The organism is Frateuria soli, from assembly GCF_021117385.1.
Lineage (GTDB): Bacteria > Pseudomonadota > Gammaproteobacteria > Xanthomonadales > Rhodanobacteraceae > Frateuria_A > Frateuria_A soli.
The window spans coordinates 1000790-1019975 of sequence record NZ_CP088252.1; the positions used below are offsets into that span (position 1 = coordinate 1000790).

A 19186-nucleotide genomic window follows, 5' to 3' on the forward strand; every position below is an offset into this window, starting at 1 on the left:
TGCGCGTGATGCCACCGGACGCACCCGAGCGTGATGCCGGGGAGTGCTGGCCTGCGCGACGACTGAGCAACCGACCGAGGAATACCGATGACCCTGGAAACCAATCCAGCAAGGGCAATCGAGAACGTATTGCGGAGCCAAGGCTATAGCGCCGGGCAGGCAAAGACTCTCGTTTCCCAATGCCGCGCTGAACTACAGCAGCAGGCAAACGCCGAAAATCAATTCGAAGGAATCAAAATGGAAAACACCAACGTTGCCGAGCTGGTGGGCCAGCTCAATAACGCCTTTGCCGAGTTCAAGGCGTCGCACAATGCCGACGTGTCCGCGCTGCAAAAGGCCGTGGATGACATGGCAATCAAGGCCGCTGCCGATGAAATGACCGGCCCGAGCAAGAAGGCGACCGCCGTGGAGCCTGTGCACGCCGCCACTGGCCTGCGCGGTTCTGACGCCATCCGTGCGCACTACACCAAGCGCGCCGAGGAGCTGGGCGAGGGCAAGGACGCGCCGACGCTGGCCGAGTTCGTGCGTGGCGTGGCCGGCATGAAGACGACCGAGCGCGCGATGGCTTCGCTTGCGGTGGGCACCGATACCGCTGGCGGCTACGCGGTCCCTGTGGTGACCATGCCGAAGATCCTTGACGCCCTGGCCGAGCGTTCGGCCCTGCTGCGGGCTGGCGCGAGCATCCTGCCGATGGAGGGCGCCAAGAGTGTCACCACGGCGGCGGTGAACACGATCCCGACCCCGAGCTGGCGCAATGAGCTGGGCAACGTAGCCGAAGCGTCCCCGACCTTCCGCCCGGTCACCATGACCCCGCGTTCGCTGGCCTTCATCATCCGCGTCTCGCGCGAGCTGCTGATGGATGCCCCGGACATGGATCGCGCGCTGCGCACGGTCATTGCTCAGGCGTTCGCTGCGGAGCTGGATCGCGTGGGCCTGGTGGGCAGCGGCACCGCTCCCGAGCCGCACGGCATCTACGGCCTGTCCGGCGTCAATACCGTGGCACAGGTGGGCACGAGCCTCGCCTACACGGACCTGCTGGCGGGCTATCAGGCCATTCTGGAAAAGCACGGCCCCGCGCCTACTGCCGCCATCGTCGCGCCGCGCACGCTCATCGAGCTGGCGGGCAAGCCGGATGCGAACGGCCAGCCGCTCAACCTGCCGCCACTGCTGGACGCCGTGCGGATGATTCCGACCACCGGCGTACCGACCAACCTGGGCACCGGCACGGACGAATCGCTGGTGTTCCTGGGCGACTTCCGCACGGTGCAGTTCGGGATGCGCGAATCGCTGAGCATCCAGCTCTTGCGCGAGGCGTACAGCTCCACGGGTGAAATTGGCTTCCTGTGCCATGCCCGCGCAGACGTGGCGGTCAACTACCCGGGCGCCCTGAGCATCGTCACCGGCGTGAAGTAACCGAGTCGGGCCGGGGTTCCCTTGAGCCCCGGCAGCGGACAAGCCGGCGAGTGTCCGCTACATGAAACAACCCCGGCAGCGTGGGCCTTCCTAATGAGGTGGGGTGACCACGCAACCCGGCCCCGCCCTAACCGGCGGGGCCTTTCTTTTACGGCTACCGGAAATAGACCTATGAACGAACGGATGGAGGAAGGAACGGTCACGCATTGGCTGGACGGGCGCGGCTATGGATTCATTCGCCCCGACCTGGGCGGCGATGACGTATTCGTCAACGTGCGGCAGGTAGAGGGGGAGAGTTACCTGCGCGAGGGTGACCGCGTGCGCTTTGAGTCGCGCCCCACTGAGCGCGGCCTGCGTGCCTTCCAAGTGCGCCGCATCGTGGAGGAAGCCGCATGAGCGCCTGCACCCTTGTTGCCTGCACGAACCCGCTCCAACCGTCTGAACGCATGTTCGCCCACGTCCCCGCGGGGCAGACCCTCGCGCAAATGCTGGGCGAGAACGCCTCGCACTCGCTTAGCGTCGAAGTGGGCGGCTACAACGTGCCGCGCCAGCTTTGGGGCGGGGTGCGACCCAAGCCTGGACAGACCATCCACGCGACCAACTACCCGCAAGGCGGCCAGAGCGGCAGCAAGTACACGCGCCTCGCCCTGACGATGATGCTCATGTACTTCACCTACGGCCAAGGCGGCTGGGCCGAATCGTTGGCAGGCGAGGGCGCAACGGCTAGCACAGTTGGCATGTACGGCGCGGGCATCATGGCTATCGGCCAGCTCGCCATCACGCCAATGATTGGCCACGCGCGGGAGGTGAGGGCATGAGCTTGCTCAACGTCTACATGGAGCGCGACCGCGCGCTGGTCGCCTTCGACACGCTTGCCGGAAGCATGACGGGCGCGGGCCATGACGTCGGAACCGTTGCCAACGTGGTCGAGGCACTAGAACGCCTTGCTGCCGGGATGCACACAAGCAAATGCGGGTTCTTGCCGCACATCAACGCGGTAATGGCGTCGCGGGGCGATGCGGCGTTTGCCGGACTTGCGCTGTACTGCTTGCAGCAATCTATGCCGCAGACATTCGATGAGGCGGTGCGGCACATGCCTGCCCTGCTAGGTCATACGCACGCGCAAGTGACCGCCTTGCGCAAGCAGCACATGGGCGTCGATGACTTCCCTGGGGCTGAGATTGTCCTAGTGGGCTGGTCGCCCATCCTGAAGCGCATGGAGGGCGTGCGCTGGGTGCGCTGGCCGCATGACAAGGGCTTCAACGCCTCGCCTGTGAGAAGCCCGCTATTGCTGCCTAGTGAGGCATGGGAGCAGCAGCCGGAAGCGCCTGACACGCCCGAGAAGATGGAAGCCATCGCACGGGATCAAGTGGCCTATGTGCGGCGCGAGCATCACGGCCTTCAATGCGGTGGGCGGCTGATGCTGGCTGAGCTGACGCGGGACACGCTGAGCGTGCGGACGGTGTGCGACCTGGAGGTGACGGCAGATGAATCGCCCGAGTTGGCAGAAGGACAGTAACGCTCCCAAGCGTCTCACGGGCCGCGCCCTTCAGCGCCGCAACGTAGCCATCGCCCTACGCGATGGTTACGCCTGCTACGTGTGCGGTCGGGTGACCACTGAAGGTGAGGTAGACCACAAGCTCCCTCTATCCAAGGGCGGGACGGACGACCACGCCAACCTTGGGTGGATATGCAGGACGCCATGCCACGAGGACAAGAGCCGCGCGGAGCGAGGGCAGCGCCCTGGGCCTAGGGCGTGCGGCGTGGACGGCTTCCCCCTCTGACGGGTAGGGGGGGCAATCAAAAGCCTAGGTCGGTCGCATGGGAATCCGAGTGCACCCTGTTACACGCGCATCCACACTTCAGATATAGGTCTTTCTCATGGCAAACAATCGCTTACCGCCCTCTAAGGCGAGGGTGTCGGGCGCGGCTGCAAAGAATCCGGGCCGCTACGCTGGCCGAAGTGCACCGGGCAACCGGAAACCCATCGGGGAGCCTTTCCCGGCGATGACCCCGGCTGAGGTAGAGGTGTGGCGCGAGTGCGCCGAAACGATGCCCTGGCTGAGTGCTGCCCATAGGGTGCTGCTGCGCCTTGTATGCAAGCTGGCCGCGCGCATGAACGAGGGCGAGCTAGGTGTGCAGGCGAGCAGCGTGCTATCTGGCCTGCTTTCCAAGCTTGGGGCAACGCCCGTGGATGAGAGCCGCGTGTTTCTGGCTGGCGAGGACGACGACCCTGACGAGGAGTTTTTCAGCGGGCGGTCGCACTAGCCGGAAAAGAGAAGCCCGCGCTTGGCGGGCTTTTCTTGTCACTCGGCTATGCTCGATTCCACGTCAAGGTTTGACTCTGCCTTGCGGTACGCGACGGCTTCATCGGTGTTCCGATCATCGCCGCCGTCAGTAGTGACCTTCAGGTAAGCGAAGTAGGCGACAAGCAAATCCTTGCCCGCCTGTTTCATGTCCGATGAGGCGGTTTGTGCTGCGAACGCCTTGTACGCATCCGCCGCCTTGCTCTTGGCGTCTGCGAGGCACTGGCTGATCTTGGCATTGGTCGCGCTGTTGTCTGGCGACGGCGTGCGCTCACCGAACCTTGCGTTGATCCGCGCCTGGTCCCGCTGTAGCTGTTCGTCCAAGTTCGCCTTGTAACGGAGCGTATGACAGGGCACCACGGCATCGCGCAGCGCGTGCGCGTAAGTCTTGCTCGCATCACTGGCTTGGGCAGTCCCCGCGAAGCCAAGTGCAGCCACCGCAACTAGCATCCACTTCATGGCCTTCCCCTCCTCCTGTTGAGTGGGGCGAGTCTGCCACGGCTAACGCCCTGCGTCCTAGGAGCCGTGAGCGCGGGCATCTTTGCACTTACCACGCACTTACAAACGAAATAGGCCACCGGTGAAGGTGGCCTAAGTCGTTGTTTCTATTGGTCGGGGTGACATGATTCGAACATGCGACTTCTACGTCCCGAACGTAGCGCTCTACCAGGCTGAGCTACACCCCGTGGAGCCGCGTATCTTAGTGAGCCGGCACGGGCTTGGCAACAACCCCGGGGCTTTTTTTCGGCGCTTCGCACGCCGGGACGGACGTGCCCATCTGCTAACCTAGGCGGCTGCCGTCGCGCGGTCCTGCGCGCCGCTTCCGTTACCCGCAAGCAGAGGATTCCATGGCGCTTACCCCGGCCCGCACCATGCCTGGCGTGCTCGAGCTGCTGCCGCTGGACCAGATCGTGTTCCAGCGCATGCTCGGCACTATCCGCCGCAACTTCGAGCGCTTCGGTTTCCTGCCGGTGGAAACGCCGGCGATCGAGTTCGCCGACGTATTGCTGACCAAGACTGGCGGCGAGACCGAGCGACAGGTGTACTTCGTGCAGTCGACCGGCGCGCTGGAACAGGGCGAGAAGCCGGACCTGGCGCTGCGCTTCGACCTCACGGTGCCGCTGGCACGCTACGTCGCCGAGCACGAGCACGACCTCAACTTCCCGTTCCGCCGTTACCAGATGCAGCGGGTATACCGCGGCGAGCGCGCGCAGCGCGGGCGCTTCCGCGAGTTCTACCAGTGCGACATCGACGTGATCGGCAAGGACAACCTGTCGACCCGCTACGACGCCGAGTTGCCGGCGGTGATCTACAGCGTGTTCCGCGAACTGGACATCGGCGCCTTCACCATCCAGCTCAACAACCGCAAGCTGATGCGCGGCTACTTCGAGAGCCTCGGGATCGTCGACAGCGAGCAGCAGATGCTGGTACTGCGCGAGGTGGACAAGCTGGACAAGCGGGGCGCCGACTACGTGCGCGATACGCTGACCGGCGAGGCCTTCGGACTCGCGGCGGATGCCGCGGCGAAGATCCTCGACTTCGTACAGGTGCGTTCGACCTCGCTGGACGACGCCTTCGCCAGGCTCGATGCGCTGGGCAGTGGCTCCGGAGCCCTGGAGGAGGGCAGGGCCGAACTGAAGGAAGTGCTCGGCCTGATCCGCGACTTCGGGGTGCCCGAGACGCACTTCGCGCTGAATCTCTCGATCGCCCGCGGCCTGGACTACTACACCGGCACCGTCTACGAAACCACGCTCAACGACCACCCGCAGATCGGCTCGATCTGCTCCGGCGGCCGCTACGAGAACCTGGCCAGCCAGTACACCAGGTCGAAGCTGCCGGGGGTAGGCATCTCCATCGGCCTGACCCGCCTGTTCTGGCAGCTGCGCGACGCCGGGCTGCTGGGTAGCGCGCGCAGCACGGTGGACGTGCTGGTGACGCAGATGGACGCGGCGCAGCTTCCGGCCTACCTGGGGATCGCCAACGAGCTGCGCGCGGCCGGTATCGCCACCGAGGTGGTGCTCGAAAGCGGCAAGCTCGGCAAGCAGTTCAAGTACGCCGACCGTGCCGGCATCCGCTTCGCGGTCGTGCTGGGCGAGGACGAACTGGCCAAGGGCGTGGTGACGGTCAAGGACCTGCGCCGCGGCGACCAGTTCGAGGTGGCGCGCGGCGAGCTGGTCAAGGCGCTGCGTGTGGAACTGGAACAGGCAGCTGCCATGGGGCAGTGAGTCGCGGACTCACCCCCTGACACGACGGAGCACCGGTGGACAAGATCATTCTCGACGGCCGCAGCCTCACCCGCGCCCAGCTGGTCGCCGTCGCGCGCCATGGCGCGTCGGCGGAACTGGACCCCGGACAGCTCGGACGCGTGCAGCACGCGGCCGATTTCCTGGCCGGCAAGGTCAGCTGCGGCGAGCCGACCTACGGCGTCACCACCGGCTTCGGCAGCAACGCGGACAAGTTGCTGGGCGGGCATCGCCTGCGCGACGAGCTGGTGATGCAGGACTCGCCCCAGGGCGGCGCGGACCTGATGGAGGAACTGCAGCACAACCTCATCGTCACCCACGCGGTCTGCGTGGGCAAACCGTTCGCGCCCGAAGTGGTGCGGGCGATGCTGGTGATCCGCATCAACACGTTGATGCGGGGCCATTCCGGTGTCCGGGTGTCGACCCTGCAGGCGCTCACCGCGATGCTCAACCGCGGCGTGGTGCCGGTCGTGCCGGAAAAGGGCTCGGTCGGCGCCAGCGGCGACCTGGCGCCGCTCTCGCATCTGGCAATCGTGCTGCTGGGCGGTGGCGAAGCCTTCTTCGAAGGCGAGCGCATGCCGGGCGGCGAGGCACTCAAGCGCGCGGGTCTGGAACCGATCCGGCTGTCGTTCAAGGAAGGCCTGGCGCTCAACAACGGTACGGCGCAGATGCTGGCCACCGCGGTGCTGGCGCTGGACGAGCTGGAGTACCTGCTGGACGTGGCCGACCTCGCCGCCTCGATGACGCTGGACGCCTTCGCCGGCCGCAGCGGCGCGCTGCGGCCGGAAGTGCACGCGCTTCGCCCGCACCCGGGACAGGTCGAGACCGCGTCGCACGTATGCCAGTTGCTGGCCGGTTCCACGCTGATCGACATCCCCTATCACCTGGTGCCGCGCTTCAAGCCGTGGTCGGCCGAGGCGTGGACGCTGCCGGAGGATCAGGCGCTCTCCTTCGACATCGGCTGGGACTGGGTGCCGGCCAACCAGCGCCACGGTCGCGAGGCCTTCTACGCCCGCTTCCTGCCGTTCAAGGGTGGCAAGAAGCACCAGCCGCAGGACGCCTACTGCCTGCGCTGCATGCCGCAGGTGCACGGCGCGGTGCGCGACGCCTGGGCGCAGGCCTGCCGCGTGATCGACGTGGAGCTCAATTCGGTTACCGACAACCCGCTGATCTTCCCGGATGCCGAAGGCGCGCAGTTCATCGAGGAGCAGGTGATCTCGGCCGGCCACTTCCACGGCATGCCGCTGGCGCTGGCCATGAGCTACGTGAAGGCGGCGATTCCGGTGCTGGCATCGATCTCCGAACGCCGCCTCAACAAGCTGGTCGATCCGGCCACCAACGACGGCCTGCCGGCCTTCCTCACCGGCAACGAGGACGGCACCGATTCCGGTTTCATGATCGTGCAGTACACCGCCGCGGCGCTGGTCAACGACCTGGCCACCCGCGCGCATCCGGCAAGCGTCTACTCGATCCCGACCAGCGCCAATGCCGAGGATCACGTCTCGATGGGCGCCAACGAGGCGCGTCACGTGCTGGAGATGATGGAGGACCTGGGCCACGTGCTGGCGCTGGAGCTCTACACCGCCGCGCAGGCGCTCGATTACCGCCGCGAAATGCTCAACGCCGCGCGCCGCCTGGCCGCGCGCGGTGACTGGCGCGCGCTGGCCGCCAAGATCGGCAACGCCCCGCGCGAGGATCACCCGCAGCATGCCCAGTTCGAGCGGGAGGTCGGCCAGTTGATGGCGGCGCTCGCGGCCAGCGAGGAGTTCCACGCCGGCAGCGCCGTGCAGGCGGCCCACGGCCTGCTGCGCGAGCGGATCGCCTTCATGCATCGCGATCGAGCCATGGACGGCGACATCCGCGCCGTGTGCGCCCTGCAGCAGCAACGCGCGTTCGCCGCCGCGGCCCACCCGTGGCTGGTCGCCGACGTCGTCGACTATCCCTGATTCCCGGAGTTTCCATGAGCCTCATCCAAGTCCCGGTTTCCTACGGCGAGCTGATCGACAAGATCACCATCCTGGAGATCAAGGCGCGCCGGATCAGCGATCCGGCCAAGCTTGCCAACGTTCGCAACGAGCTGGACCTGCTCAACGCGACCTGGGCGAACGACGCCGCGTCGCAGACCGACATCACCGGCGAGCGCACGCGGTTGCTCGCCGTGAACGAAGCGCTGTGGGACATCGAGGACCGCATCCGCCTGAAGGAGAAGGCGCAGGCCTTCGATGGCGAGTTCATCGAGCTGGCGCGTTCGGTGTACTTCCGCAACGACGAGCGCGCGGCGGTCAAGCGCGAGATCAACCTCAAGCTGGGCTCGCAACTGGTGGAAGAGAAGTCCTACCAGGACTACCGCCCGTCCGGCGCCTGAGTCCTCCGACTCCGGCGCCGCGCGCCTGCACCCGGCGCATGCGGTCGCAAGGATCCATTGCGCCGAGCGCACCCCGCAGGGCGGGAATCGAAGCACCCTGCCCGGACCCGTGCACGCATCCCCTCCGGGAGGGGATGTCACCGGATGCGTCAGCCTTCGGCCCAGTGCCGCACCGCCTCGGCGAAGGCAAGGCAGTCGACGTGGCGGTTGTAGAGCGGGGCGGGGGAAATGCGGATGACATCCGGCTCGCGCCAGTCGCCGATGATGCCGTTGGCCATCAGGTACTCGAACAGCGCCCGCCCGCGGGCACGGCCGCCAAGCACGCGGATCGACAATTGCGCGCCGCGGCGTGCGGGATCGGCGGGCGTGACGATATCCAGCACGTCGGACAACCGTGTGCGGACCAGCCATTCCAGGTAGCCAGTCAGCCTCAGCGATTTTTCGCGCAGCCGCTCCATGCCGGCGCGGCGGAACAGTTCCAGCGACACGCGCAGCGGCACCAGCGCGAGGATCGGCGGGTTGGACAACTGCCAGCCATCCGCGCCGGGCGTGGGCACGAATTGCGGCCCCATCTGGAAGCGGGTGGTCTTGTCGTGGCCCCACCATCCGGCGAAACGCGGTAGCGCAGCCCGCGCGTGGCGCTCGTGCACGAAGGCGCCGCCGACCGCACCCGGGCCCGCATTGAGGTACTTGTAGCTGCACCAGATGGCGAAATCCGCGTCGCTGTCGTGCAACTGCAACGGCAGGTTGCCGACCGCGTGCGCCAGGTCGAAACCAACCCGGCAGCCCTGTGCATGCGCCAGCCGCGCAATCGCCTTGAGGTCGAATGCCTGGCCGGTGCGGTACTGCACGCCCGGCAGCATCACCAGCGCGGTGCGCGCGCCGTGCTCGGCCAGGGCGCGCTCGAAGGCCGCGTCCGAAATCGTGCCGTTCGGTTCGTCAGCCTCCAGTTCGATCAGCGACGTGACCGGATCGTAGCCGTGGAAGCGGATCTGCGACTCGACCGCATAACGGTCGGTGGGGAAGGCGCCAGCCTCGATCAGGATGGCGTGGCGCTCCGGCGTGGGCCGGTAGAAGCTCACCATCATCAGGTGCAGGTTGACGCCCAGCGTGTTCATCGCGACCACTTCGGAGGGCAGTGCCCCGACCACCTGCGCCAGGTCGTCGCGCACGAACTCGTGGTAGTCCATCCAGGGCAGGCGGCCCTTGAAGTGGCCCTCGACGCCCAGCTCGCCCCAGTAGTCAAGTTCCGTCGCGATCGCCTCGCGCACCGCGCGCGGCTGCAGGCCGAGCGAATTGCCGCAGAAGTAGTTCGAATCGCGGCCTTCGTGCGGAGGGACCAGGAATTCGTCGCGGAACGAGCGCAGCGGATCGGCTTCGTCGGCGGCGGCGGCCCACGCGGCGGAGGCCTGGTAATCGGTCATTCGCCGGACCTCATCGAGCCAGATCGGCGGCGACCGCGTCGCAGCCCTTGTCGAACGCCGCCGTCCACGCGGCGCCTGCCTCGCTGCGCGCCGGCCGCGCGCAGCGCAGACGGACCGCATGGTTGTTCTTGAACCAGTAGCGTTCGTCGTAGTGGTAGGCCGTACCGTGGTCCTGCGCGGCATAGGCGTGGCTGTTGGGGCCCTCCGGCGTGCCGATCGCCCGGTAACCGTCCAGCGCCTTGGCCTTGCGCGTGGCGTTGTCCACGTACCGCGCGAAGGCGGCCAGGTCGCCGACCGGCTCCACTTCCACCGTGACCGAGGCCAGGTTGTCGCGGGCGGTGGGCGAGGGATCGGGCACCTGGAACACGCGCATTTCCGGCAGGCCCTGGGTTTCCATGATGGTGACCCAGTTGTCCGGCGTGCTGAAGGCGACCTCGCCGCCGGCCATGCGGACATCGGTGGCACAGGCGGTGCCGGCCAGCAGCAGGGCGCCGGTCAGGAAGAAGCTGCGCAAAAGGGTCATGAACGCTCCGAATGAGGTGCCTGATTGACGAATCGCTGCAAGGGCAGGCCCAGCCATTCCAGTGCGGTGCCGTGGAACAAGCGGGCACGGTCCGCTTCACCGAGCCCCAGCTCCTCGATGCCGCTGCCGGGCTCCTGTTCGCCCAGCGGGAAAGGATAATCGGTGCCCAGCATCACGCGATCGACGCCGGTCACATCCAGGAGATAACGCAGCGCCCGCTCGTCATGCACGCAGGAGTCGAAATACAGGCGTTTGAGGTATTCGCGCGGGTTGCGCGGATTGTCGGTGGCGACCAGGTCCGGCCGCATGCGGAAGCCGTGCTCGATGCGCCCGATCGACCAGGGAAAGCTGCCGCCGCCGTGAGCCAGCATGATGCGCAGCTTCGGCAGCCGCTCCAGCACTCCGCCGAAGGCCAGGCAGCAGCCGGCGCGCGATTGCTCGGCCGGCATGCCGACCAGCCAGGGCATCCAGTACTTGGGCATGGTCTCGGTACCCATCATGTCCCACGGATGCACCAGGATCGCCGCGCCCATGTCCGCCGCGGCCTCGAAGAAGGGGAACAGCTCCGGCGCGTCCAGGTTCCAGTCGTTGCAGTGCGAGCCGATCTGCACGCCCTGCAGGCCCAGCTCGTCGATGCAGCGCTCCAGTTCGCGGATGGCCAGTTCCGGCGCCTGCAACGGTACGGTGCCTATGCCGGCGTAGTGGCGCGGGAAGTCGTGGCACATCCGCGCCATGTGGTCGTTCAGGTGGCGATGCAGTTCCAGCGCCTGGTAGCCCGGCGCCCAGTAGGAGAACAGCACCGGTACGGTCGAGATCACCTGCACGTCGACGCCGAAGCGGGCGTAGTCGTCGATGCGGGTCTGCGGATCGAATGCCGAATCCCACACTTCGCGGAAGAACTTGCCGTCCTTGTAGATGCGGTGGCGGCCGTCGGTGTGCGTCATCACCGGGAAGCGGTCGTTGCCGTATTTGGCGGCCAGGTTGGGCCAGTCGCGGGGCAGGATGTGCGCGTGGGTGTCGATCTTGAGCATGCGGGCGAGTCTAGCAGGCGGTCACGGAGGCCCATGTAGTGCGCAAACCCGGGCCGCTTCCCGTCGTTGCCGGGGCTTTGGCCTATACTTTTCCGGGCGGCCGCGCTTGGCCGCGATCCGGGGACGCGAGTCGTCGTCCCGGTTACCGGGGCGGGAAGGGACCACCAGATCCGTGAATACCAGTGTCGACGTGACGCGACTGCTGCATTCGGCGCAGGCGGGCGATACCGCCGCGCTGGAGGAAGCGCTGCGCCAGATGTACGCGGCGCTGCACCGGCTGGCCGGCGCGCAACTGCGGCGCAACACCAGCGAGCGCACCTTGAGCGCCACTGCGCTGGTCAACGAAGCCTATCTGAAGGTGTTCGGCGGCAACTGCCCGCCGAAATGGGAAAGCCGCGGTCATTTGCTTGGCGTCGCGGCGCGGGCCATGCGCGAGGTGCTCGTCGATTCGGCCCGGCGCCGCCAGGCGGCCAAGCGTCCGCAGGATTGCGACCGGATCGAACTGTCCGAAATCTCCGGCTCGCTGATGCCGGACGTCGATTATGTCGGTCTGCTGGATGCCCTGGACGCGCTCGAGCAGATCGACCCGCGCCAGGCCAGCATCGTCTCGATGCGATTCTTCGTCGGCCTGAGCGCCGAGCAGATCGCGGCCGCCCTCGGGATCTCGGCCACCACCGTGCAACGCGAGTGGCGCCTGGCCCGCGCCTGGTTGCAGCGCGAGCTGCAGGCCTGAGTTTCCGGGTTTGACCCGGGCAAAACCTGCGTCTTCATTTCGTGAACGCTAGCTGAACGCGCTGTTCATCTGTGTGGTCGATCCGTGAAGAGGCCCACGCACTAGAACAGTGGGAAGGCGTTCAGCCCGCCCTTTGCCACGCCAGTCGAACCGAGCCCCGAGCGGAAACGATCCCCGCGGCGTCCGTGTCGGCCGATGCGCTTGCAGGGAGGTGCGCACGCCTGCGCCGCGTATGCGCGGACGTGCCCTCAAGGCGTCGCGTTCCAACCGGAAGACCTCAAGTCCCAGGAGACAGCCGCAATGGCCAAGCAAAGCAGTCAGAAGTTCATCGCGCGCAACCGCGCGCCGCGGGTGCAGATCGAATACGACGTCGAGGTCTACGGCGCGCAGAAAAAGGTGCAGGTGCCGTTCGTGATGGGCGTGATGTCCGACCTGTCCGGAGCCAACAACGCGGAGCTTCCGCCGATCGAGGAGCGCAAGGCGCTGGAGATCGACGTCGACAACTTCGACAACCGCCTGCAGTCGATGAAGCCGCGGGTCTCGTTCGCGGTGCCCAACACGCTCACCGGCGAGGGCAACCTGAGTGTGGACATCACTTTCGAGAGCATGGACGACTTCTCGCCCGCCGCCGTGGCGCGCAAGGTCGCCCCGGTCGCCAAGCTGCTCGAGGCGCGCACCCAACTGGCGAACCTCAATACCTACATGGACGGCAAGGCGGGCGCCGAGAAGCTGATCGCCCAGGCGATCAACGACCCGGCCCTGCTGCAGTCGCTGGTTTCGGCCGCCAAGCCTTCCGACGCGGAGTAAGCACACATGTCCACCGAAACCGTTGCCGAACGCGGCCAAGCCACCGGAACCCTCGAAGCCGGCGATTTCGCCGCCCTGCTGAGCCGCGAATTCAAGCCCAAAAGCGACCGCGCCAAGGACGAAGTCGAATCGGCCGTCCGCACGCTGGCCGAGCAGGTGCTGAGCAAGTCGGACATCGTGTCCGAAGACGTCGCCCAGACGATCAACGCCTACATCGCCGAGATCGACCGCAAGCTCAGCGAGCAGGTCAACCAGATCATGCACCACGCCGATTTCCAGAAGCTGGAGAGCGCCTGGCGCGGCCTGCACTACCTGGTCAACAACACCGAGACGGACCAGCAGCTGAAGATCCGCGTCATGAACATCTCCAAGAAGGAGTTGGGCAAGACGCTCAAGCGCTACAAGGGCACGGCCTGGGACCAGAGCCCGATCTTCAAGAAGATGTACGAGGAGGAGTACGGCCAGCTCGGCGGCGAGCCTTACGGCTGCCTGGTCGGCGACTACTACTTCGACCATAGCCCGCAGGACGTCGAGCTGCTGGGTGGCATCGCGCAGGTGGCCGCCGCCGCCCACGCGCCGTTCCTGGCCGCCGCCAACTCCTCCCTGATGGGCATGGAGAGCTGGAACGAACTGTCCAACCCGCGCGACCTGTCCAAGATCTTCTCCACGCCCGACTACGCCGCCTGGCGTTCGCTGCGCGAGTCGGACGACGCCAAGTACCTGGGCCTGGCGATGCCGCGCACGCTCTCGCGCCTGCCCTACGGCGCCGCCACCAACCCGGTGGAGGAGTTCGACTTCGAGGAAGACACCGCCGGTGCCGATTCCTCCAAGTACACCTGGCAGAACGCCGCCTACGCCATGGCGGTGAACATCAACCGTTCGTTCAAGACCTACGGCTGGTGCTCGCGCATCCGTGGCATCGAGTCCGGCGGCGCGGTGGAAGGCCTTCCGGTACACGCCTTCCCGAGCGACGACGGTGGCGTGGACATGAAATGCCCGACCGAAATCGCCATCACCGACCGCCGGTCGGCGGAACTGGACAAGATGGGGCTGATGCCGCTGGTGCATCGCAAGAACTCGGACATGGCCGCCTTCATCAGCGCCCAGTCGCTGGCCAAGCCCGAGGAGTACGACGACCCGGACGCCACCGCCAACGCCGCACTGGCGGCGCGCCTGCCGTACATGTTCGCCTGCTGCCGCTTCGCGCATTACCTCAAGTGCATCGTGCGCGACAAGATCGGTTCGTTCAGCAGCCGCGAGCAGATCGAAAAGTGGCTGACCAACTGGATCCTCAACTACGTCGATGGTGACCCGGCCAACTCCAGCGAGGAGTACAAGGCCAGCCACCCGCTGGCTTCGGCCGAGGTGGTGGTCGAGGAGGTCGAGGGCGCGCCGGGCTACTACAGCTCGAAGTTCTTCCTCAAGCCCCACTACCAGCTCGAGGGACTGACGGTGTCCCTGCGCCTGGTATCGCGTTTGCCATCCGAGAAGGCCTGAGGCCCAAAGCCTCGGGCGCCCGGTCGGCGGCCTTGGGAGCGCGGCAGGTCGCCGCGCTCCGTAAAGCACCATCCCGTTCCATCAAGTCACCTTAAGGAGTCTGTTTCATGGCATTCGACATGCACATCAAGTTCGAGGGCGGCTCGGTCACCATCGAGGGCAGTTCCCTCCACAAGAAGCACGCCAAGGAAGTGCCGGTGCTGGCGTGGTCCTGGGGCGCCAGCAACAGCGCCGACCTGCACAACAGCAAGACCGGCGGTGGCGGCAAGGCCCACGTGCAGGACATCTCCATCACCAAGTACGTCGACAGCAGCTCGCACGCGCTGCTGCAGGCGTGCTGCACCGGCGCACGACTGGAGAAGGCCACCCTTTCGGTGACCAACGCCACCGGCGAGCAGACCGACTACCTCACCATCGAGCTGAGCGAAGGCGTGATGGTCACCTCCGTCTCCACCGGCGGCTCCGGCGGCGAGGATCGCCTGACCGAGAACATCACCCTGCACTTCGGCAAGTTCCTCTACAAGTTCCAGCCGCAGAAGCCCGATGGCTCGGCCGACGGCGCACCGAAGCCGTTCACCTACAACATGCAGGCAGTGTCGGCCTGACCACCTGACCGGCACGGGACGCGCCACCGGGGGAGCACATGATGGGCATCACAGCAGATGGCCTGCTCAAGGCAGGCCAGGTCGAGGAGGCCAGGCAGGCGCTGGTGGCCCAGGTGCGCAAGGACCCTGGCGACGCACGCGCCAGGGTCTTCCTGTTCCAGTTGCTGGCCGTGCTGGGGCAATGGCGGCGGGCTGGCGAACAGCTCGTCGCCAGTCGCGAACTCGACCCGGCCAACGTGCTGCTGGCGCAGACCTATGGCGTGCTGGCACGGGCCGAGATCGATCGCGCGGCGGTGTTCGCCGGGCAGCACCTGCCGACCGTGGTGGGTGAGCCGGCCGCGTGGCTCGCGCAACTGCTGCAGACGCTGAAGCTTTCGCTGGATGGCAATACGGAGGCGGCGGCGAAGCTGCGCGCGCAGGCCCTGGAGGAAGCGCCGGCCATCGCTGGTCGCATCGACGAGATCCCCTTCGAATGGATCGCCGATGCCGACATGCGTTTCGGACCTTGCCTGGAAGCGGTGATCAACACCGGTTACGTATGGGTGCCGCTGTCGCAGCTGAAGGAGATCCGTTTCGAGGCCCCCAGCGACCTGCGGGACATGGTGTGGCTGCCGGTGGAGCTGGTGTGGCGCCACGGCGGGCGCACGGTCGGCTTCGTGCCGGTGCGTTATCCGGGCAGCGAGTGCAGCGAGGAGGGCGATCTGCTGCTGGCCCGGCGCACCCAATGGCAGGAGATCGGCGACGGGGAATACATCGGGCTGGGCCAGCGGATGTTCGCCACCGATGCCGGCGAGCACTCGCTGCTGGACACGCGCCTGATCACTTTCGAGTAGGCCGGGAAGCGCATCGTGGCCGAACTCACCACCCAGGAGCGCCTGCAGCCCTCGCTGCTCGACCGGCTGACCGACGACGAGCCGGGCAAGGCCGACGAGAGCCGCGAGAAGCGGGTGATCTCGGCTTCCCGGTTGCGCGATTGCGTTTCCCGGGACATCTCCTGGTTGCTCAACTGCGTGAACCTGGGTACCAGCGTGCCACTGGACGAGTATCCGGATGTCGCCCGGTCGGTACTCAACTTCGGCATTCCCGACCTCACTGGCGCGGCGCTTTCGGGGATCGACGCCGACGCGCTGCAGCGGTTGATCCGCGAAGCGATCCTTGCCTTCGAGCCCCGCCTGACCGCGAGCACGCTGCAGGTCTCGGCGAAGGTCGATAGCGAACGCATGGATGGCCAGTCGCTGACCTTCCACATCGATTCGGAGATGTGGGCCCAGCCGATCCCGCTGAATCTCTACCTGAAGACCGAGGTGGACCTGGAGACGGGCAACTTCCGTGTCTCGGAGGGCTTCGGTTGAAGCGCCCATGAACCCCCACCTCCTGCGCTACTATAACCGGGAACTGCAGCACGTCCGCGAGATGGGCGCGGAGTTCGCGCGCGAGTACCCCAAGATCGCCGGCCGCCTCGGCATGGAAGGCTTCGAGTGCGCCGACCCATACGTCGAGCGCCTGCTGGAAGGTTTCGCCTTCCTGGCCGCGCGGGTGCAGCTGAAGCTGGACGCGCAGCAGCCGGTCTTCACCCAGCACCTGATGGAAATGGTCTATCCGCACTACCTCGCGCCGGTGCCTTCGATGGCGGTGGTGGAGCTGGCGGCCGACCTCAAGGACAGCGCGCTGGCCACCGGCCATCTGGTACAGCGCCATACGGCGCTGCGCAGCCTGGTCGGCCGCGACGAGCGCACCGCCTGTGAATTCCGCACCGCGCACGACGTCACGCTCTGGCCGCTGCGGATCACCGAGGCCAAGTATTTCGACACGCCCGCGGCCATCGCCGCGGCGGGCGTGGACATTCCTGCCGATGGAAAGGTGCGCGCGGGCCTGCGCCTGAAGTTCGCGGTCACCGCCGGTGCCCAGGCCGGCGAGCTCGCGCTGGACGAGCTTCCGGTATTCATCGCCGGTGCCGACGAGCTGCCCAAGCGGCTGTACGAGCAGTTGCTCGGCAACGCCGTCTCGGTGGTGGTGCGCGGCAAGGACGGCACGGGCATGCGCAGCACCGTGCTGCCGGCAAACAGCATCCACCCCAAGGGTTTCGACGACGCCGAAGCGATGATCCCCTACAGCGGCCGCTCGTTCAGCGGCTACCGGCTGCTGCAGGAATATTTCGCCTGTCCGGAACGCTACCTGTTCGCGGCATTCACCGGGCTGCGCCGGGCGCTGTCCCGCGCGCAGGGTTCCGAGTTCGAGATCGTGGTGCTGTTCGACCGCAGCGTCAGTCGCCTGCACAACGCGGTGGACGCAGGCAACTTCCGGTTGTTCTGCACGCCGGCGGTGAACCTGTTCCCCCGCCGTGCCGACCGCATCCACCTGCAGCAGGGCAAGGCCGAGTACCACGTGCTCGCCGACCGCACGCGGCCGATGGACTTCGAGATCCACTCGATCGGACAGGTCGAGGGCTTCGGCGACAGCCAGGAGCCCGAGCAGCGGTTCCAGCCGTTCTACGGCTGCGACGAGCGCAGCTGGCAGAGCGGTCACGGTGCCTTCTATACATTGCGGCGCGAGCCGCGCCAGCTGTCCTCGCGGCAGAAGCTACATGGCGCGCGGTCGAGTTATGTCGGCAGCGAGCTGTTCATTGCGCTGGTCGACTCCAACGAAGCGCCCTACGCGAGCCGGTTGCGCCAGGTCGGCATGCAGCTGATGTGCACCAACCGCGACCTGCCGCTGCAGATGCCGGTAGGCAAGGGCACGACCGACTTCACCATGGAAGTGGGCGCGCCGGTCGAATCGATACGCTGCGTGGCCGGCCCGACCAAGCCGCGCGCGTCGGTCGCCAGCGGTGAAACCGCCTGGCGGCTGGTCAGCCACCTGCAACTCAACTACGTCTCGCTGCTGGGCGAGGGAAATGCCGAAGGCGCCGCCGCACTGCGCGAGATGCTGACGCTGTATTGCGACGAGTTCGACCCGGCGGCGCGCCGGCAGATCGATGGCATCAAGACCGTGACCTCGCAGTCGATCGTGCGGCGCATCCCGGTGCCCGGACCGATCAGCTTCGGCCGCGGGCTGGAGATCACGCTGACCTGCGACGACGGCGCCTTCGAAGGCACCGGCGCCTTCCTGCTCGGTTCGGTGATGCAGCATTTCTTCGCACGTTACGTTTCGATCAATTCCTTCACCGAGACGGTGCTGCGCACCCTCGAACGCAACGAGGTAGCCCGATGGCCGGCACGGCTGGGCACGCGCCAGACGCTGTAGCGCTCGAGCGCGCACTCGAAGAGCGGCCGGGCGACTTCGACTTCTTCGAGGCGATCCGGCAGCTCGAATGCGCGCATCCGGCACGACCACGGCTCGGTGAATCGACCAAGCCGTCTGAGGATTTCGTGCGGCTGTGCCAGACGCCCTCGCTGGCGTTCGCGCCGCGCGCCATCGATCGCTACCAGCGGGCCGCCCATGGGCGCCCGGCGCGCCTGCATGCGCTGTTCTTCGGCCTGTTCGGGGTCAACGCGCCGTTGCCGCTGCACCTGACCGAGTACGCGCTCGATCGCGAACGCAATGCGCGCGACACCACGCTGAGCGCGTTTGCCGACATCTTCCACCATCGCATGGCCAGCCTGCTGTATCGCGCCTGGGCCGACGCCCAGCCCACCGTGCAGGCCGACCGGCCGGCACGGGATCGCTTCCGGCTGTATACCGGCGCGCTGGTGGGCATGGCCACGCCCGGCCTGGAAGGCCGCGATGCGCTGCCGGACGACTACAAGCGCTATTTCGCAGGACGCATGGTCGCGCAGACGCGCAACGCCGAAGGCCTGCGCAGCCTGCTGCAGCAGTTCTTCGCCGTCCCCGTGCGGGTGATCGAGTTCGTCGCCGAGTGGATGCGCCTGCCGCGCGAGGCGCACCTGCGGCTGGGCCATTCGGTCGAGGTCGCCAGCCTGGGCCGCACGGCCGTCATCGGTGAGAGCGTCTGGGGCACGCAGCAACGCTTCCGTCTGCGCCTGGGGCCGCTCAGCCGCAGGCAGTTCGAGCATTTCCTGCCGGGCGGCGCCGCGCTGGCGCAGTTGGTGGCCAGTGTGCGCAGCTACGTCGGCGACGAGAAGGCCTGGGACGTGCAGCTGGTGCTCGCGCACGACCACGTGCCGGCGATGCAGCTGGGGCAGGGCGGTCGACTGGGCCTCACCACCTGGCTGGGCCGGCGTACCGCGCACACGGACGCCGAGGACGTCGTACTGAAACCGGTGGGCTGACGCCCGCCAT

The 19186-nt window shown here is 66.8% G+C and carries 20 protein-coding genes and 1 tRNA gene; 16 read left to right on the plus strand and 5 right to left on the minus strand.

Translation table 11 applies throughout. From position 1 onward, the window contains the following. Positions 1-87: 87 nt before the first annotated feature. The 5 genes from LQ771_RS04580 (at position 88) to LQ771_RS16050 (ending at position 3197) form a co-directional block, all read left to right on the plus strand. Positions 88-1413, plus strand: a complete 1326-nt coding sequence (locus LQ771_RS04580; RefSeq protein ID WP_231351189.1) for a phage major capsid protein — start codon at positions 88-90, stop codon at positions 1411-1413. Between the two features lie 171 nt (positions 1414-1584). Further along, entirely contained in the window at positions 1585-1809 is a 225-nt protein-coding gene (locus LQ771_RS04585; protein WP_231351190.1) for a cold-shock protein, read from the plus strand. Next, positions 1806-2231 (plus strand): hypothetical protein, encoded by a 426-nt coding sequence (locus tag LQ771_RS04590; RefSeq protein ID WP_231351191.1) that lies wholly within the window; start codon positions 1806-1808, stop codon positions 2229-2231. The genes LQ771_RS04585 and LQ771_RS04590 overlap by 4 nt, the downstream gene beginning before the upstream one ends. After that, the gene (locus LQ771_RS04595; protein WP_231351192.1) at positions 2228-2932 is read left to right on the plus strand and encodes a hypothetical protein; all 705 of its coding nucleotides are present in this window, start codon (positions 2228-2230) and stop codon (positions 2930-2932) included. The genes LQ771_RS04590 and LQ771_RS04595 overlap by 4 nt, the downstream gene beginning before the upstream one ends. Beyond that, positions 2901-3197, plus strand: a complete 297-nt coding sequence (locus tag LQ771_RS16050; RefSeq protein ID WP_425491311.1) for an HNH endonuclease — start codon at positions 2901-2903, stop codon at positions 3195-3197. Before LQ771_RS04595 ends, LQ771_RS16050 begins: the two co-directional genes overlap by 32 nt. A gap of 522 nt (positions 3198-3719) precedes the next feature. On the opposite strand, the gene LQ771_RS04600 is transcribed toward LQ771_RS16050, so the two are convergent. Continuing rightward, a complete protein-coding gene (locus tag LQ771_RS04600) occupies positions 3720-4178 on the minus strand; it encodes a hypothetical protein (protein WP_231351193.1) in 459 nt (152 codons plus the stop codon). Positions 4179-4328: 150 nt separating this feature from the next. Continuing rightward, positions 4329-4405: transfer RNA gene (locus LQ771_RS04605), tRNA-Pro, on the minus strand. A 162-nt stretch (positions 4406-4567) separates the two neighbouring features. On the opposite strand from LQ771_RS04605, the gene hisS reads away from it, so the two are divergent. Genes hisS through LQ771_RS04620 form a run of 3 tightly spaced genes read left to right on the plus strand, consistent with a single transcriptional unit; the run spans position 4568 to position 8327 of the window. After that, positions 4568-5944, plus strand: a complete 1377-nt coding sequence (gene hisS, locus LQ771_RS04610) for a histidine--tRNA ligase (RefSeq protein ID WP_231351194.1) — start codon at positions 4568-4570, stop codon at positions 5942-5944. Between the two features lie 35 nt (positions 5945-5979). Continuing rightward, on the plus strand, positions 5980-7908 hold the full coding sequence (locus LQ771_RS04615) for an HAL/PAL/TAL family ammonia-lyase (RefSeq protein ID WP_231351195.1): 1929 nt from the start codon (positions 5980-5982) through the stop codon (positions 7906-7908). 14 nt (positions 7909-7922) lie between these two features. Next, positions 7923-8327, plus strand: a complete 405-nt coding sequence (locus LQ771_RS04620; RefSeq protein WP_231351196.1) for a DUF6165 family protein — start codon at positions 7923-7925, stop codon at positions 8325-8327. Positions 8328-8476: 149 nt separating this feature from the next. Here the strand turns inward: LQ771_RS04620 and kynU are convergent, their stop codons facing one another. From kynU to LQ771_RS04635, 3 genes are read right to left on the minus strand one after another with little or no spacing between them, the layout of a single operon-like run. Then, a complete protein-coding gene (gene kynU, locus LQ771_RS04625) occupies positions 8477-9751 on the minus strand; it encodes a kynureninase (RefSeq protein ID WP_231351197.1) in 1275 nt (424 codons plus the stop codon). Positions 9752-9761: 10 nt separating this feature from the next. Next, positions 9762-10274, minus strand: coding sequence for a hypothetical protein (locus LQ771_RS04630; protein ID WP_231351198.1), 513 nt, complete (start codon positions 10272-10274; stop codon positions 9762-9764). After that, the gene (locus LQ771_RS04635) at positions 10271-11305 is read right to left on the minus strand and encodes an amidohydrolase family protein (protein WP_231351199.1); all 1035 of its coding nucleotides are present in this window, start codon (positions 11303-11305) and stop codon (positions 10271-10273) included. The genes LQ771_RS04630 and LQ771_RS04635 overlap by 4 nt, the downstream gene beginning before the upstream one ends. Positions 11306-11477: 172 nt before the next feature. Here LQ771_RS04635 and LQ771_RS04640 point away from each other — a divergent pair, with 172 nt between their 5' ends. The 8 genes from LQ771_RS04640 to tssG all read left to right on the plus strand — a co-directional run bounded on the left by LQ771_RS04640 (position 11478) and on the right by tssG (position 19176). Further along, positions 11478-12038, plus strand: coding sequence for an ECF-type sigma factor (locus LQ771_RS04640; RefSeq protein ID WP_231351200.1), 561 nt, complete (start codon positions 11478-11480; stop codon positions 12036-12038). A gap of 300 nt (positions 12039-12338) precedes the next feature. Then, positions 12339-12845: a type VI secretion system contractile sheath small subunit gene (gene tssB, locus LQ771_RS04645; protein WP_231351201.1), complete on the plus strand. Its 507-nt coding sequence runs from the start codon at positions 12339-12341 to the stop codon at positions 12843-12845. A 6-nt stretch (positions 12846-12851) separates the two neighbouring features. Beyond that, positions 12852-14342: a type VI secretion system contractile sheath large subunit gene (gene tssC, locus LQ771_RS04650; protein ID WP_231351202.1), complete on the plus strand. Its 1491-nt coding sequence runs from the start codon at positions 12852-12854 to the stop codon at positions 14340-14342. A gap of 107 nt (positions 14343-14449) precedes the next feature. Next, positions 14450-14947: an Hcp family type VI secretion system effector gene (locus LQ771_RS04655; RefSeq protein ID WP_231351203.1), complete on the plus strand. Its 498-nt coding sequence runs from the start codon at positions 14450-14452 to the stop codon at positions 14945-14947. A gap of 41 nt (positions 14948-14988) precedes the next feature. Further along, complete coding sequence (locus tag LQ771_RS04660) at positions 14989-15780, plus strand: type VI secretion system accessory protein TagJ (protein ID WP_231351204.1); 792 nt, start codon at positions 14989-14991, stop codon at positions 15778-15780. A gap of 15 nt (positions 15781-15795) precedes the next feature. Beyond that, positions 15796-16299, plus strand: coding sequence for a type VI secretion system baseplate subunit TssE (gene tssE / locus LQ771_RS04665; protein WP_231351205.1), 504 nt, complete (start codon positions 15796-15798; stop codon positions 16297-16299). Positions 16300-16306: 7 nt separating this feature from the next. Beyond that, positions 16307-18190: a type VI secretion system baseplate subunit TssF gene (gene tssF, locus LQ771_RS04670; RefSeq protein WP_231351206.1), complete on the plus strand. Its 1884-nt coding sequence runs from the start codon at positions 16307-16309 to the stop codon at positions 18188-18190. Beyond that, positions 18154-19176 carry a type VI secretion system baseplate subunit TssG gene (tssG, locus tag LQ771_RS04675; protein WP_231351207.1) on the plus strand — a complete coding sequence of 341 codons (1023 nt, stop codon included), beginning with the start codon at positions 18154-18156 and terminating at the stop codon, positions 19174-19176. The genes tssF and tssG overlap by 37 nt, the downstream gene beginning before the upstream one ends. The last annotated feature ends 10 nt before the right edge of the window (positions 19177-19186 follow it).